Origin of the sequence: Marivivens donghaensis, from assembly GCF_011806565.1 — a bacterium.
GTDB lineage: Bacteria > Pseudomonadota > Alphaproteobacteria > Rhodobacterales > Rhodobacteraceae > Marivivens > Marivivens donghaensis_A.
Genome location: NZ_JAATOP010000002.1, coordinates 357,827 through 371,903 on the forward strand (window position 1 = coordinate 357,827; position 14,077 = coordinate 371,903).

Here is a 14,077-nt window from a genome sequence, read left to right on the forward strand (position 1 = left end):
GCGTACAACGTTGCTATGGATAGCATTTTCTCATTGATTTCGCCTGAATTATTGGTCTTCGCCTTCGCCGTGACAGTCGTTGCGGGCATCGTCAAAGGAGCGGTTGGCTTTGCCATGCCGCTCATCATGATTTCGGGCATGGGCGTGCTGCTCGACCCGAAACTGGTGATCGCGGGAATCATTCTGCCAATCGTGGTGTCCAACTTCTTGCAGGTCGCGAAGGCAGGCTTTGGTGAGGCGGTCGAGGCGCTGAAGGAATACAAACTCTACGTCCTGCTGACCTGCGTGATGATCCTGATCACCTCGCAATTCGTAAAGGTCGTTTCGGCTGACACCATGCTGCTTGGCCTTGGGATTGTGGTGACTGCGCTCTGTCTGGTGCAGTTGTCGGGCCTCAAGATCGTCATTCCAACTGAGCGGCGTCCCATCGCATCCGTGATTGCGGGTTTGGCGTCAGGCATCCTCGGTGGGTTCGCGGGGACGTGGGGGCCGACCACGGTGCTTTACCTTGTTGCTGTCGAGACGCCCAAAGCGCGCCAGTTTGTCGTGCAGGGCGTAGTCTACGGGCTTGGGTCGGTGATGCTGCTGGCTGGACATTTGAAGTCGGGCATCCTGAACCAGCACACCGTTTCGTTCTCGCTGGTGATGCTTGTGCCTGCGGTGTTCGGCATGTGGATCGGATTCAAAATCCACGACCGGATCAATCAGGCAGTCTTCCGCAAGGCGACGCTCTGGGTGCTGCTGATTGCCGGTGTGAACCTCGTGCGTCGTGGGCTGCTGGGTTAAGACAGCAGGCTCCCGCCCATACAAAGGCTTTCAAACGTGATGCCTGGCGGGGCAGGGATCACGTCGAACTCTGCTTTAAATAGAGATTTGCCATCTGCGACGAGCTCGAAGGTCCATTTGCCTGTCACGACTTCCTCGGGGAAATCGAAGCGGTAGATGGTGAAGCCCATGTCGTCACTCGACGGGTGTGTGGTCCAGCGCTGTTCCGTGATGCCGTTCGGCCCCATCGGCGGATGGGTGAGTTGGACCTCTGCGGAAGGCAGGCTCACACCGTCGGCGAGGCGGTATTCAACGCCAAAGCCCATATCCAGAAGCGCGGGAATGTTGGTTGTCAGCGAAATGGCAGCAGGATCACCGTCGATTTCGTCCACCGAACCATAAGCTGTATCGGGGGCCGGAACGCTGCCTGCGGTGCGATAGGGGCAATGCAGTCCTACCTCGCCGAGCACGATCTCGGGCGCGGCGCTCACTTCGGCGAATGCGAGCGTGGGGAGAATAAATGAGGCGGTCAATGCGGCGAGTTTCATCATGCCGCTATGTTGGCAAAACCCGTACCAGTCGCAAAGGAAAAGGGCCGGCGAAACCGCCAGCCCTTCGTCACAAATCTGCGATTGCCTTAGCCGATTGCAGCGGCTTTGACGTCGTCGTCGATGAACGGGACGTACTGGGCAAAGTTGTCGGCGAACATTTCGACCAGCTTCGATGCCTGCGCGTCGTAGGCCGACGCGTCAGCCCAAGTGGCGCGCGGATCGAGCAGGGTTGCGTCGACGCCGTCCACCGCGACGGGCACTTCAAAGCCGAAGTTCGGGTCTTTGCGGAAGTGCGATTCCGACAGGGTGCCGTCGAGCGCCGCTGCCAGCAGAGCGCGGGTTGCCTTGATCGGCATACGCGAGCCGGTGCCGAACGCGCCGCCGGTCCAGCCGGTGTTGACCAGCCAGCAGGTTGCGCCGTGCGAGGCGATCTTTTCCTGAAGCAGCTTGCCGTACACTTCCGGACGGCGCGGCATGAACGGCGCACCGAAGCAGGTCGAGAAGGTCGGGATCGGCTCGGTCACGCCAACTTCGGTGCCGGGGGTCTTCGAGGTGAAACCCGACAGGAAGTGGTACATCGCTTGCGCCGGAGTAAGGCGCGAGATCGGCGGAAGGACCCCGTATGCGTCACAAGTCAGCATGATGATGTTCTTCGGGTGGCCGCCGAGCGCCTTTTCCGATGCGTTCGAGATGTAGTGCAGCGGGTAGGCGCAGCGCATGTTGTCGGTGATCGAGTTGTCCTCGAAATCCAGCTCCAGCGTGTCCTTGTCGAAGACCATGTTCTCGACCACGGTGCCGAACTTCGACGTGGTGGCGTAGATTTCCGGCTCGGCTTCGGCCGACAGGTTGATGGTCTTGGCGTAGCAGCCGCCTTCAAAGTTGAAGGTGCCGCGATCCGACCAGCCATGCTCGTCGTCGCCGATCAGCGTACGGGTCTCGTCAGCCGACAGGGTGGTTTTACCAGTGCCCGACAGACCGAAGAAGATCGCGGTATCGACCGGATTGTTGATGGCGTGGTTGGCAGAGCAGTGCATCGGCATGATGCCCTTTTCCGGCAGCAGGTAGTTCAGCAGGGTGAACACCGACTTCTTGTTCTCGCCAGCGTATTCGGTACCGCCGATCAGGATGACCTTCTTGGCAAAGTTCATCGCGATGACGGTTTCGCTGCGGCAGCCGTGCTTGGCCGGATCGGCCTTGAAGCTGGGGCAGTTGATGATGGTCCACTCCGGCGCGAAGGTGTCGAGTTCCTCGCGCTCCGGACGGCGCAGCATGTGGCGGATGAACAGCGAGTGCCATGCCAGTTCGGTGACAAGACGCACATCAAGGCGATGCGACGGGTCCGCGCCGCCGAAAAGATCCTGAACGTAGAAGTCCTTGCCCTTCATGTGGGCCAGCATGTCGTCATGCAGGGTGTCGAACGCTGCGCTCTCCATCGGCGCGTTGTTTTCCCACCAGATGCTGTCTTCGACATCGGGGGTGCGGACGACGAATTTATCTTTGGGCGAGCGGCCGGTGTGCTTTCCGGTAGAGACCAGAAGCGCGCCACCCTTACCGAGAGTGCTCTCTCCGGCGGTCAGCGAAGCTTGGACGAGAGCCGGCTCCATCAGGTTATAATAGACCGAGCCCAGACCCGAAATACCTTGGTCTTGAAGCTTCATGGTGGGGTTAACCCGTCCGTGGTCCATTGTCTCTCTCCTGATAAAAGGGGCCTCCTGTGCCCCGTGACCATTTCACATAGCACTATGATTTTCGGCCAAAAAACCCCTTTAACCCTTTGTTAGCGCAACCAAATTGCTGTTAACGCAAACCGATAGCGCAAACATTTTCCGAAAGTGGATGATTGCGATAACAAGAGGATTTTTCGTCACGGTCCTGTTTCCGCAAACATGGCGGAATACAGTTTGGCGTTGATTCGTTATGGGAAACGGAGGACAAGTGTTCTCAAAACGGGCATATATAAAAAAGACAGGCTGAAGGGGTAACAACCCATGCACAAAATTGCTTTGGTCGACGACGACCGGAATATTCTGACCTCTGTTGCCATGACACTCGAAGCCGAAGGGTTCGAAGTCGAAACTTACAACGACGGTCAGGCTGCACTCGACGTGTTCAACAAGAAGATGCCGGACCTCGCGGTTCTGGACATCAAGATGCCGCGCATGGATGGAATGGACCTCCTGCAACGCATCCGCCAGAAGAGCGCGATGCCGGTGATTTTCCTCACCTCCAAAGATGACGAGATCGACGAAGTTCTGGGCCTGCGGATGGGTGCGGACGATTACGTCAAGAAACCTTTCAGCCAGCGTTTGCTCGTCGAACGTATCCGCGCACTGCTCCGCCGTCAGGAAGCGCGCGCCGGTGTCGTTCCCGAGGAAACCGACGACAACAAGGTCATGGCCCGCGGTCAGCTGACCATGGACCCGCTCCGTCATGCCGTGACGTGGAAGGGCAAGGACGTGGCGCTGACCGTGACCGAATTCCTGCTGTTGCAAGCTCTGGCCCAGCGTCCGGGTTTCGTGAAGTCGCGGGATCAGCTGATGGACGTTGCCTATGACGATCAGGTCTACGTTGATGACCGCACGATCGACAGCCACATCAAGCGTCTGCGCAAGAAGATGCGTCAGGTCGACGAAGAGTTCAGCGCGATCGAGACGCTCTATGGTATCGGTTATCGATACAACGAAGAATAAAGTCCGATGACGATGACGTCCAAGGTCGATGTAAGGGATCTGCGGTCGGTGCGTGGTGCAGCGAGCGGTTCTGACGTCGTGCTTGGTGATGAATATGTCTCGCCGGAGATGAACTTCGGCGATGACTCGTCCTCGCGCCGCAAGCGTCGCACGTGGTTCTCGCTGAACCAGTCTCCGCTCGCGCGTAAGATCATCACGTTCAACCTGCTCGCCATGATTATCATGGTCGGTGGCGTTCTCTGGATGAACCCGTCCCGCGACCACCTCGCGTTCCAGCGGGCCAATGGTCTGGTGAGCGAGGCAGAGCTGGTGGCCGATGTGATCGAAGCGCAGCTACCCGCCGGTGCTCCCGTCAACCTGATGGCTGGCGACGGTGTGGACGTGCCGACCACGGTGAGCTCGCTCGACCTGCGCGGCGGTGTGCATCTGTTTGTTTTCGACCGCACGGGTCAGCTTATTGCTGACAAGGTGGCCGAGACGTCCAGCGATATCATCGGCCTTGATGGCGCGGGTGGTGGCACGTTCCTGACCGATATCCTGAACTCGGTGTGGGAAGGTCTGGCGGGGATTTTCTCGCCCAATAACACGTCGCCGAGCGCATCCGATCCGGAGACATTCGCGCGGATTGCCGTGGATCAGACCCTTTCTGCCGGCACAGCGATTTCGACCGATGCCGACCCCAATGGACGCAACATGTTCCGCGTCAGCACGCCGATTATCCAGAACGGGCAGCCAGTTGGTGTGGTTGTGATGCTTGGCGCTGCTGGTGAGCTGGACGAGCTGGTCCGCCGCCAGCGAGAGATGGTGCTCCAGATTTTCGTCATCGGCATCATGGTGTCGATCGGCCTTTCACTGGTGCTGGCATCAACGATCGCGAACCCGCTGTCCGACCTTGCCGCAGCCGCCGAGCTTGGCCGTGATCGCAACGCACGCAAGATGTCGCCCAGCCGCATCCGTATTCCCGACCTGACCGCGCGCCCTGACGAGATCGGTCGTTTGTCGAGCGCCCTTCGCGGGATGGTCGCCGCGCTTTACGAACGTATCGAAGCGAACGAACAGTTCGCCGCCGACGTTGCGCACGAGATCAAGAACCCGCTGGCATCCCTGCGCTCTGCCGTTGGTTCGATGCGCGTGGCGAAGCGTGATGACCAGCGCGAAAAGCTGCTGCAAGTCATCGAGCACGATGTGATCCGCCTCGACCGTCTGGTCAGCGACATCTCGAACGCCTCCCGTCTCGATTCCGAACTGGTGCGCGAGGAAGAGGTCGAGTTCAACCTCATCGAGATGCTCGGCAATCTGAACGAATTCCTCGGCGAGCAGGCACGGGACAAGGGCATCGAATACCTCACGGATCTGCCGAAAGAGCCGATCCGTATTTCGGGCCTCGAAGGTCGTCTGGCACAGGTGTTCGTCAACCTGATCACCAACGCCACGTCGTTCTGCGAAGAGGGCGACGCGATCCGCGTCTGGGCGCGCCGCCGTGAAAACCGTGTTCTGATCGTTGTTGAGGACACCGGTCCGGGTATTCCGGATGTCGCGCTGACGAAGATCTTCAAGCGCTTCTATTCGCACCGTCCCGCAGGTCAGTTTGGCAACAACTCCGGTCTTGGCCTCGCGATCTCCAAGCAGATCGTCGAAGCGCATGGCGGCGTGATTTGGGCCGAGAATATCCGTCCGAGCGATGCCGACATCACCTCCGATCCGCTGGGGGCACGCTTTGTCGTCGGCCTCCCGATCTGAGGCGCTGCTACTTCACGCATCATGTGTAGCCTTGAACGGGCGGGCGGTGCTCATCACCGGCCGCTCGGGTTCGGGCAAGTCCACTCTGGCGCTTCAACTGCTCGCGCTCGGCTGTGATTTGGTGGGTGATGATGCAGTCGACATCCTTCCCGATATGACCGTGAGAAGTCCTCACACGATTCGTGGGAAAATCGAAGCACGGGGTGTCGGGCTGCTCAAAGCGGACGCCGTGGACGCAGAATTGGCGCTGATTGTCGATCTTGATCAGGTCGAAGAGCAGCGCCTCCCGCCTTGGCGCACGAAAAGATTACACAATCGCGAAGTACCGCTCCTTTACAGGGTGGACGGCATTCACTTTGTTTATGCAATCCGTCAGTATCTTCTTAGGGGCAGATCAGATTAGCGATGCAGACCGAGCAGGAAAAACAGCAGATTATCTTTGTGACCGGACCCTCCGGTGCCGGACGGACAACGGCTGTGCGTGCGCTGGAAGACATCGGTTTCGAGGTCATCGATAACCTGCCAATCAGCCTCATGGACCGCCTGATCGAAGGCCAGCCGCTTGAGCGTCCGCTCGCGCTTGGTCTTGATGTCCGCAACCGCGATTTCTCGGTCAATGCGGTGATTAACAAGATCGATATGCTTGCCGAAGACGAACGGTTTGACCTGCAAGTCCTCTATATGGACTGCGATGAAAGCACGTTGATCCGGCGTTTTTCGGAAACCCGCCGCCGTCACCCGCTGTCGGTGGAAGGGGCGCCGATCGAAGGGATTGCCCGCGAACGTGACCTGCTCCAGCCCATTCGCGCATGTGCGGGCATTCTGATCGATACGACCGCCATGACGCCGCACGAGGCGCGTGCAGAGGTGCAAGGCTGGTTCCGCCCCGAAGAGGGCAAATCGCTGGCGATTACCATCGAGAGCTTTTCCTACAAACGCGGTTTGCCGCGCGGGCTCGATATAGTGCTCGATTGTAGATTCCTCAGGAACCCGCATTGGGAACCGGCGCTCAGGGCCAAGGACGGGCGCGATAGTGCCGTCGCGCAATATGTGGCCGAAGATGAACGGTTCGATGCGTTTTTTCTTGGGGTAGTGGACATGGCGCGGCTTTTGCTCCCTGCTTATCAGGAAGAAGGCAAGTCGCACCTCGCCATCGCATTCGGCTGCACCGGAGGGCAACACCGCTCCGTCGCCTTGACCGAAATGCTGGCAAAAGCGCTTGCAGAGGATGGATGGCAAGTGTCTAAACGCCATCGGGAACTGGAACGTCGCCCAGAAAGCGACAGGGTATTACGAGGACAGGAAGCGTGATCGGGATCGTGATCGTTGCGCATGGCGGACTCGCACGCGAATACCTCGCGGCGATGCAACATGTCGTTGGTGCACAGACCGGCGTGAAGGCGATTTCAACTGGTCCCGAAGATGATCGCGCCGCCAAACAGGCCGAAATTTGCGATGCCGCTGACGAGGTCGATATGGGCAACGGCGTGGTGATCGTGACCGATATTTTCGGCGGCTCACCCTCCAATCTATCGCTCCGTGCCTGTAGCCCCGATAACCGCCGCATCCTTTACGGCATGAACCTTCCTATGCTCATCAAACTAGCCAAAAGCCGTGGCCGCACTGTGCCCGACGCTGTTGACGCAGCACTCTCGGCTGGTCGAAAATATATCAATAGTCATCAAGTTAACTCGGATCGTTAATGCCCTCTCGCCGTTTGCAGATTATGAATATCAAGGGCCTGCACGCCCGTGCCTCAGCCAAACTGGTCGAAGTCGTCGAAGCGCATGACGCATCCTGTACTGTCAGCAAGGACGGCGACAGTGCCTCCGGTGACAGCATCATGGGTCTTCTGATGCTCGGTGCTGCGATTGGCTCCCATATCGACGTGGAAACCTCGGGGGCGCAGGCCGACGAGTTGATGGAAGCGATCGATGCATTGGTGGCCGACAAGTTCGGTGAAGGAAATTGAACCGTGGTCGACACCATGGACTCCTCGCCTAAGCGCACCCCGTCCGGCACAGAACCTGTTTATGACCGCCGCAGCCTGACATACTCGAACACCTTCGAAAATCCGGTGAAGCGGAACGTCATTCGCGGGATCGAATGGCTGACGGGTAAATATTCGATCATCCGCCGCATTCGCCAGTTCGAGAAGCTCGGAAACCCTAAGGGGCAGGCGTTCTGGGATGCCACCATGCAGGTCATGGGCGTCGACATTCAAACGCCTGAAGAACAGATTGCCCGCATTCCGGCCACGGGGCCTGTGATCTTTGTCGCCAACCACCCGCACGGTCTGGTGGACGGCATGGTGCTGGCCGCACTGATTGGGCGTCGTCGTTCCGATTACCGCATTCTGACCCGCTCGATCCTTGCTGGCATCGACGAGAGCGCCGCGAGCTACATGATCCCCGTGCCGTTCCCGCACGAGAAAGACGCGCAGCGCAAGATGATCGACATGCGCAAAGAGGCGATGGAGCATCTGAAGAACGATGGCCTGATCGCCTTGTTCCCGTCGGGCGTTGTGTCTTCGGCAAAGTCGATGTTCGGACCTGCCATCGAGGCGGAATGGAACGTCTTCACCGCCAAGATGATCCGGACGTCCGGCGCAACTGTCGTGCCCTGCTTCTTCCCCGGATCGAACTCTCGCGCTTACCAGATGGCCGCGCAAGTATCGCCGACGCTGCGCCAGAGCCTGCTGCTCCATGAAGTCGTACACGCCTTCGACAAGCCGCAAGCGCCAGTCATCGGTCATCCGATCCCCGCAGAGGACATCGACGCCCGCGTGAGCGATCCGCGTGCGTTCATGGCATGGCTGCGAAGCCACACCATTAATCTCGAAAACTAACGGCTGTTACCGCGTCGGAACCGGAGTTTCACCGCGGTAGTCATAGAAGCCGCGCTTGGTCTTGCGACCGAGCCAGCCTGCTTCGACGTATTTCGTCAGCAGCGGGCAGGGGCGGTACTTCGTATCTGCCAGACCGTCGTGCAGCACGTTCATGATGGCAAGGCAGGTGTCCAGACCGATGAAGTCGGCCAGCTCCAGCGGGCCCATCGGATGGTTCGCGCCCAGCTTCATCGAGGTGTCGATGGACGACACGCTACCGACGCCTTCGTAGAGCGCATAGACGGCTTCGTTGATCATGGGCATCAGGATGCGGTTCACGATGAACGCGGGGAAATCCTCGGAGGTCGCGGAAGTCTTGCCAAGGCGTTCGACCACTTCCTGACACGCGTGGAACGTCTCGTCATCCGTAGCGATGCCGCGGATCAGTTCGACCAGCTGCATGATCGGTACGGGATTCATGAAGTGGAAACCGATGAATTTCTCGGGGCGGTCGGTACGGCTCGCCAGACGCGTGATCGAGATCGACGAGGTGTTCGACGCAAGGATCGTGTTTTCTTTGATGTGCGGCAGGAGCGCGTCGAAGATCTGCTGCTTGATCGTCTCTTTTTCGGTCGCGGCTTCGATGATCAGATCGCAGGTACCAAGTTCGGACAGCTCTGCCGTGGTCGAGATGCGCGCCATCGCGGCGTCCTTGTCCTCGGCGGTCACGGTGCCCTTGCTGACCTGACGGTCGATGTTCTTGCCGATCAGGGCGAGCGCTGCTGCCATCGCATCCGCGCTGACGTCGTTCATCACGACATCGTATCCGGCAAGCGCGCATACATGGGCAATACCATTGCCCATCTGACCTGCGCCAACCACACCAATTTTCTGGATCGTCATATCGCTGCCCTTCGTGCTGACACTGGCAACATATGCCGCCATAGCGAAATGGTTCAAGGCGAGTGTCTTGCTAAAGTTAAGCGCAATTTGTCCTATTAATCAGATTTCAACATTTATGGCCGAATCCTGCCTCAAATCGAGCATTCGAATGGTGGGTTGTTATGAAACACGAATTGCTGCCGGGGGGCGGCATTGATTACGAGCTTTGCCACTACGGGCATTCGCGGCTGCATTTCCGTGGCCCGAAGCGCGAGCCTAGCGAGCCCTATGTTGCGTTCCTCGGGGGGAGCAATACGTTCGGGCGCTACATCGACGAGCCGTTTCCAGAACTGCTGGAGGCGAATACGGGCGTCGCTTGCGTGAACCTCGGCGTCGTGGGGGCATCCGTCGGGGCGTTTGCGCAGGATCCGAGCGTCATTGATGTCTGTCGGGGCGCTACGGTGACTGTGATCGAGGCGTGCAACTTCACCCACCTTTCCAACCGTTTCTACCGCGTCCACCCAAGGCGTAACGAGCGGCTGATCCACGCGTCCGATAGCTTGAGGGCGCTCTGCCCTAGCGTTGATTTCACCGAATACACGTTTGTCTGGCAGCTTTTACGCGCGGTCGAGGCATCAGGGCCTGAGTGCGCCGAAGCGGTTCAACAAGAGATCGCAGAGGCTTGGCGCGCAAGGATGCGGTCGTTGATCGATGCTGTCGGTAGGCAGGTTGTGTTGCTGTGCCCGAGCGATTTCGCCGAAACGGGCTCGGTCTCGGGCAATGCACTGGAGAGCCTTCGCCCGTTCGCTTCCTCGATAGTCGAAATCGCTCCGGTCGAGGTCGGTACGCGCGGGATGATCGTGCCGGACGGGCAGGGCGGAATTGCGAAGACGCTGATGAATGCGAAGGGGCATTGCGAGGCCGCCGACGCGTTGGAGCCGGTCATGCTCCGCTTGATGGGCCAATAAAAAAGCCCCCGAAAAACGGGGGCTTTTTCGAGTTCCTGCGGTGAGGATCAGACCTTCTCGGTCAGTTCCGGCACTGCGGTGAAGAGGTCGGCAACAAGACCGAAGTCGGCAACCTGGAAGATAGGTGCTTCTTCGTCCTTGTTGATCGCGACGATGACCTTCGAGTCCTTCATACCGGCAAGGTGCTGGATAGCGCCCGAAATACCCGCAGCGATGTAGAGGTCCGGTGCGACGACCTTACCGGTCTGACCAACCTGCCAGTCGTTCGGCGCGAAGCCCGAGTCGACAGCAGCGCGCGATGCACCGACAGCAGCGCCGAGCTTGTCGGCCAGCTTTTCGATGATCGCAAAGTCTTCTTCCGAACCAACGCCGCGGCCGCCCGATACGACGATCTTGGCCGAGGTGAGTTCCGGACGATCGCTTTCGGCAACCTTGTCTTCAACCCACTCGGACAGACCCGGGTTTTCACCGGCGCCGATGGTTTCGACAGCAGCCGAACCGCCTTCGCCAGCAGCGTCGAAAGTCGAGGTGCGGAAGGTGATGACCTTCTTGGCGTCCTTCGACTTGACGGTCTGGATCGCATTACCGGCGTAAACCGGACGCTCGAAGGTGTCGCCGTCGACAACAGCGGTCACATCCGAGAGGATCATGACGTCGAGCAGAGCAGCAACGCGCGGCATGATGTTCTTGGCGTCGGTCGTTGCCGGAGCAACGATGTAGCCATAGTCGCCAGCCAGCGAGACGAGCAGAGCCGATACCGGCTCGGCCAGACGGTGACCGTAGAGCGCATCTTCGGCCACGAGGACTTTGGACACGCCGTCAATCTTCGCGGCTTCGGCAGCAGCGGCGGCAGCAGTTGCGCCAGCGGCCAGAACGGTGACTTCGCCGAGCGACTTCGCAGCCGAGACGGCCTTTGCGGTGGCGTCGACGGAGAGGACGCCGTCGTTGATTTCAGCAAGCAGCAGAACAGTCATCAGAGAGCTCCCACTTCTTTGAGTTTGGCCACCAGTTCGTCGACCGAACCGACCTTGATACCGGCTTCACGTACCGGCGGCTCCGAGGTTTTGACGATCTCGAGGCGCGGGGTCACGTCGACGCCGTAGTCCTCGGGGGTCTTTTCCTCGAGCGGCTTTTTCTTGGCCTTCATGATGTTCGGCAGCTTGGCGTAGCGCGGCTCGTTCAGGCGAAGGTCAGCGGTGACGATGGTCGGCATGTTGACCTTGATGGTCTGAAGGCCGCCGTCGACTTCGCGGGTGACAACAGCTTTGTCGCCTTCGACGTCGACTTTCGAGGCAAAGGTTGCCTGCGACCAGCCGAGCAGAGCTGCGAGCATCTGGCCGGTGGCGTTCATGTCGTTGTCGATCGACTGCTTGCCCGCGATGATCAGGCCCGGCTGCTCTTCTTCAGCAACCTTCGCGATGATCTTGGCAACGGCGAGCGGTTCGATGTCGGTGTGAACATCGTCGGCTGCGGTCACGAGGATCGCGCGGTCGGCACCCATAGCGAGTGCGGTACGCAGAACGTCTTGCGCCTGCTTCACACCGATGGATACGACGACGACTTCGTCAGCTTTGCCGGCTTCTTTAAGGCGGATCGCCTCTTCGACCGCGATTTCGTCGAAGGGGTTCATCGACATCTTTACGTTTGCAAGATCGACGCCCGTGCCGTCCGATTTGACGCGGACTTTCACGTTATAGTCGATCACGCGCTTTACAGGCACCAGGACCTTCATCGGCGTTATCTCCCTCATTGCAGCGCCGGTTGGCGCCCTTGCAGAGGGTGTTAGCAAGCGCAGCAAATGGAAAACAGTGCAAAATCGACGCGGCAAAGCGCTAAGACGCCACGTTTCAACATTCTGCACTGCCGCAATCGTTGGATTTATTGGGAAAATCGGCGGCGCAATAAAATTGCGTGATGGCCGAAATCAAAAGGCCGGAACCTCGCGATTCCGGCCTCGATCTGCGTCTTCGGGTAGAATCAACGGGTCTTGCCCGGCTCCCACAGGATATCCTGCTTGCCGTTGTCATTGGCGACACGGCCCGCGACGAACAGCCAGTCCGACAGTCGGTTGAGGTACTTGATCGCCGACTGGTTCACGTCCTCGATGCTCGCAAGCTCCACAGCGAGGCGTTCAGCGCGGCGGGCCACGGTACGCGATAGGTGCAGGTGAGCGGCAAGCGCGGTGCCGCCAGGCAGGATGAAGCTGCGCAGCGGTTCGATGTTGGCGTTCATTGCGTCGATCTCGCGTTCAAGGCGGTCCACCTGCGTATCAATGATGCGCAGCACGGGGTAGGGCGCCTCGGCGTCTTTCTCCATCTCGGGGCGGCAAAGGTCCGCGCCAAGGTCAAAGAGGTCATTCTGGATCGCCGCGATTTTGTCGCTGAGGTCACCTTCGGCATGAAGGCGGGCCATACCGAGCGTCGCGTTCAGTTCGTCGACGGTGCCATAGGCCGAAACCCGAGGATCGTATTTGGCAACGCGATTGCCATTCCCCAGCGCGGTTTGACCCGCGTCACCGGTGCGCGTGTAAATCTTGTTCAGAACAACCATGCCTTACTTCCGAAGGTAAACGAGTGCTGCGATGATAGCGACGGCCACGGCCTGCGCGTAAATGCGGTAGCGCATGATCTTGTTCGATTGCTTGCCGCGGTTTTCGTCGCCGACTGCGAAGGTGCCGATGCCCCACAGCAGAATGATCGCCACTACGCAGCAGGCGCCGATAACGAGCATATTGAATGGGTCGTTCAGCATGGAAACCTCCGTATGTCTTGACGGAGATGTATCACTCTATTGCTGAAATGAAAGCGGCTTAGCCTTTTGCAATGAACCAATCGAGCATTCGTGTAGGCAGCAAACGCTTGAGTGTGCCCATCAAATAGGTAGGCGTCGTGACATAGTATCGCGGGGCGGGATTGTCGCTGCTAAGCGCCTTGATGATCTTGTCGGTCACTGCCGATGCGGGCAGTTCGAACCGGTCGGGGCCACTGCTTTCGTAAAGGCGTTTAGTTAGCGTCTCATACTGCACAGCGCGGGCGGAGTTGCGCCAGTCCACGAAACGCTCAAACGGCGGGATCGAATTTTCGCGGATTTTCGAGGTGATCGGACCAGGCTCGATCAGCACGAAATGGATGGGGGTGTCGCGCATCTCGATGCGGAGGCAATCCATCAGCCCTTCGAGCGCGAATTTTGAGGCCACGTAGGCTCCGCGCCAGCGATAGCCGACAAGGCCGAGGACCGACGAGCATGTGATGATATGACCGTGGCCCTGCTTGCGCATGACCTTGATGACTTCGCGGGTGAGGTCATGAGTGCCGAAGACGTTCGTGTTGAACACTTCTTGCAGCGCTTCGCGAGGGAGATCTTCGACAGCGCCGGGGCACGCAAACGCGCCGTTGTTGTAGAGGGCATCAAGGGTGCCGCCCGTTGCGGCGAGCACTTCATCCAATGCCGAAACGATCGACGCATGATCCGCAAGGTCAAGAACGGGTGCTTCGAAGCCTTCGGCCTTTAAACGCTCTGCATCCTCGAGTTTGCGGCAAGACGCAAAAACGCGCCATCCGGCCTTTCTGAGACCGTGTGCCGCGTCGTATCCTATGCCCGAAGAGCATCCCGTAATCAAAATGGAGCGCATTTTCATGCGCTCCTTTTGACGAC

Annotated in this window: 17 protein-coding genes; 9 read left to right on the forward strand and 8 right to left on the reverse strand. The window is 59.0% G+C overall.

The window, feature by feature from the left end:
• The first annotated feature begins 15 nt into the window (after positions 1-15).
• The gene (locus HCZ30_RS04660) at positions 16-786 is read left to right on the forward strand and encodes a sulfite exporter TauE/SafE family protein (protein ID WP_167637090.1); all 771 of its coding nucleotides are present in this window, start codon (positions 16-18) and stop codon (positions 784-786) included.
• Here the strand turns inward: HCZ30_RS04660 and HCZ30_RS04665 are convergent.
• Entirely contained in the window at positions 783-1,316 is a 534-nt protein-coding gene (locus HCZ30_RS04665; protein ID WP_167636811.1) for a DUF3859 domain-containing protein, read from the reverse strand. The two genes, HCZ30_RS04660 and HCZ30_RS04665, sit on opposite strands and share 4 nt — an antisense overlap.
• A gap of 86 nt (positions 1,317-1,402) precedes the next feature.
• Positions 1,403-3,001, reverse strand: coding sequence for a phosphoenolpyruvate carboxykinase (locus tag HCZ30_RS04670; RefSeq protein WP_167636813.1), 1,599 nt, complete (start codon positions 2,999-3,001; stop codon positions 1,403-1,405).
• Between the two features lie 303 nt (positions 3,002-3,304).
• Between HCZ30_RS04670 and HCZ30_RS04675 the strand changes: the two genes are divergently transcribed.
• The 7 genes from HCZ30_RS04675 to HCZ30_RS04705 are packed head-to-tail and all read left to right on the forward strand — an operon-like array spanning position 3,305 to position 8,594.
• The gene (locus HCZ30_RS04675) at positions 3,305-4,006 is read left to right on the forward strand and encodes a response regulator transcription factor (protein WP_167636815.1); all 702 of its coding nucleotides are present in this window, start codon (positions 3,305-3,307) and stop codon (positions 4,004-4,006) included.
• Positions 4,007-4,012: 6 nt separating this feature from the next.
• The gene (locus HCZ30_RS04680) at positions 4,013-5,746 is read left to right on the forward strand and encodes a sensor histidine kinase (protein WP_167636817.1); all 1,734 of its coding nucleotides are present in this window, start codon (positions 4,013-4,015) and stop codon (positions 5,744-5,746) included.
• A complete protein-coding gene (locus HCZ30_RS04685) occupies positions 5,688-6,149 on the forward strand; it encodes an HPr kinase/phosphorylase (protein ID WP_167636820.1) in 462 nt (153 codons plus the stop codon). Before HCZ30_RS04680 ends, HCZ30_RS04685 begins: the two co-directional genes overlap by 59 nt.
• Before the next feature lie 2 nt (positions 6,150-6,151).
• Positions 6,152-7,057 carry an RNase adapter RapZ gene (gene rapZ, locus HCZ30_RS04690; RefSeq protein ID WP_167636822.1) on the forward strand — a complete coding sequence of 302 codons (906 nt, stop codon included), beginning with the start codon at positions 6,152-6,154 and terminating at the stop codon, positions 7,055-7,057.
• Positions 7,054-7,449 (forward strand): PTS fructose transporter subunit IIA, encoded by a 396-nt coding sequence (locus tag HCZ30_RS04695; protein ID WP_167636824.1) that lies wholly within the window; start codon positions 7,054-7,056, stop codon positions 7,447-7,449. The genes rapZ and HCZ30_RS04695 overlap by 4 nt, the downstream gene beginning before the upstream one ends.
• Positions 7,449-7,718, forward strand: coding sequence for an HPr family phosphocarrier protein (locus HCZ30_RS04700; protein WP_167636826.1), 270 nt, complete (start codon positions 7,449-7,451; stop codon positions 7,716-7,718). Before HCZ30_RS04695 ends, HCZ30_RS04700 begins: the two co-directional genes overlap by 1 nt.
• A 15-nt stretch (positions 7,719-7,733) precedes the next feature.
• Positions 7,734-8,594: a lysophospholipid acyltransferase family protein gene (locus HCZ30_RS04705; protein WP_167637092.1), complete on the forward strand. Its 861-nt coding sequence runs from the start codon at positions 7,734-7,736 to the stop codon at positions 8,592-8,594.
• Between the two features lie 6 nt (positions 8,595-8,600).
• Here HCZ30_RS04705 and HCZ30_RS04710 read toward each other — a convergent pair whose 3' ends face one another.
• Positions 8,601-9,476 carry a 3-hydroxybutyryl-CoA dehydrogenase gene (locus HCZ30_RS04710; protein ID WP_167636828.1) on the reverse strand — a complete coding sequence of 292 codons (876 nt, stop codon included), beginning with the start codon at positions 9,474-9,476 and terminating at the stop codon, positions 8,601-8,603.
• 161 nt (positions 9,477-9,637) lie between these two features.
• Between HCZ30_RS04710 and HCZ30_RS04715 the strand changes: the two genes are divergently transcribed.
• Positions 9,638-10,423, forward strand: coding sequence for a DUF6473 family protein (locus tag HCZ30_RS04715; RefSeq protein WP_167636830.1), 786 nt, complete (start codon positions 9,638-9,640; stop codon positions 10,421-10,423).
• Positions 10,424-10,470: 47 nt separating this feature from the next.
• Here HCZ30_RS04715 and HCZ30_RS04720 read toward each other — a convergent pair whose 3' ends face one another.
• The 5 genes from HCZ30_RS04720 to HCZ30_RS04740 form a co-directional block, all read right to left on the reverse strand.
• A complete protein-coding gene (locus tag HCZ30_RS04720; protein WP_167636832.1) occupies positions 10,471-11,397 on the reverse strand; it encodes an electron transfer flavoprotein subunit alpha/FixB family protein in 927 nt (308 codons plus the stop codon).
• Positions 11,397-12,155, reverse strand: a complete 759-nt coding sequence (locus HCZ30_RS04725; protein ID WP_167636834.1) for an electron transfer flavoprotein subunit beta/FixA family protein — start codon at positions 12,153-12,155, stop codon at positions 11,397-11,399. The genes HCZ30_RS04720 and HCZ30_RS04725 overlap by 1 nt, the downstream gene beginning before the upstream one ends.
• A gap of 245 nt (positions 12,156-12,400) precedes the next feature.
• Complete coding sequence (locus HCZ30_RS04730) at positions 12,401-12,973, reverse strand: cob(I)yrinic acid a,c-diamide adenosyltransferase (RefSeq protein WP_167636836.1); 573 nt, start codon at positions 12,971-12,973, stop codon at positions 12,401-12,403.
• A 3-nt stretch (positions 12,974-12,976) separates the two neighbouring features.
• Entirely contained in the window at positions 12,977-13,174 is a 198-nt protein-coding gene (locus HCZ30_RS04735; protein ID WP_167636839.1) for a twin transmembrane helix small protein, read from the reverse strand.
• A 58-nt stretch (positions 13,175-13,232) separates the two neighbouring features.
• Complete coding sequence (locus tag HCZ30_RS04740; RefSeq protein ID WP_167636841.1) at positions 13,233-14,060, reverse strand: SDR family NAD(P)-dependent oxidoreductase; 828 nt, start codon at positions 14,058-14,060, stop codon at positions 13,233-13,235.
• Positions 14,061-14,077 lie beyond the last annotated feature (17 nt).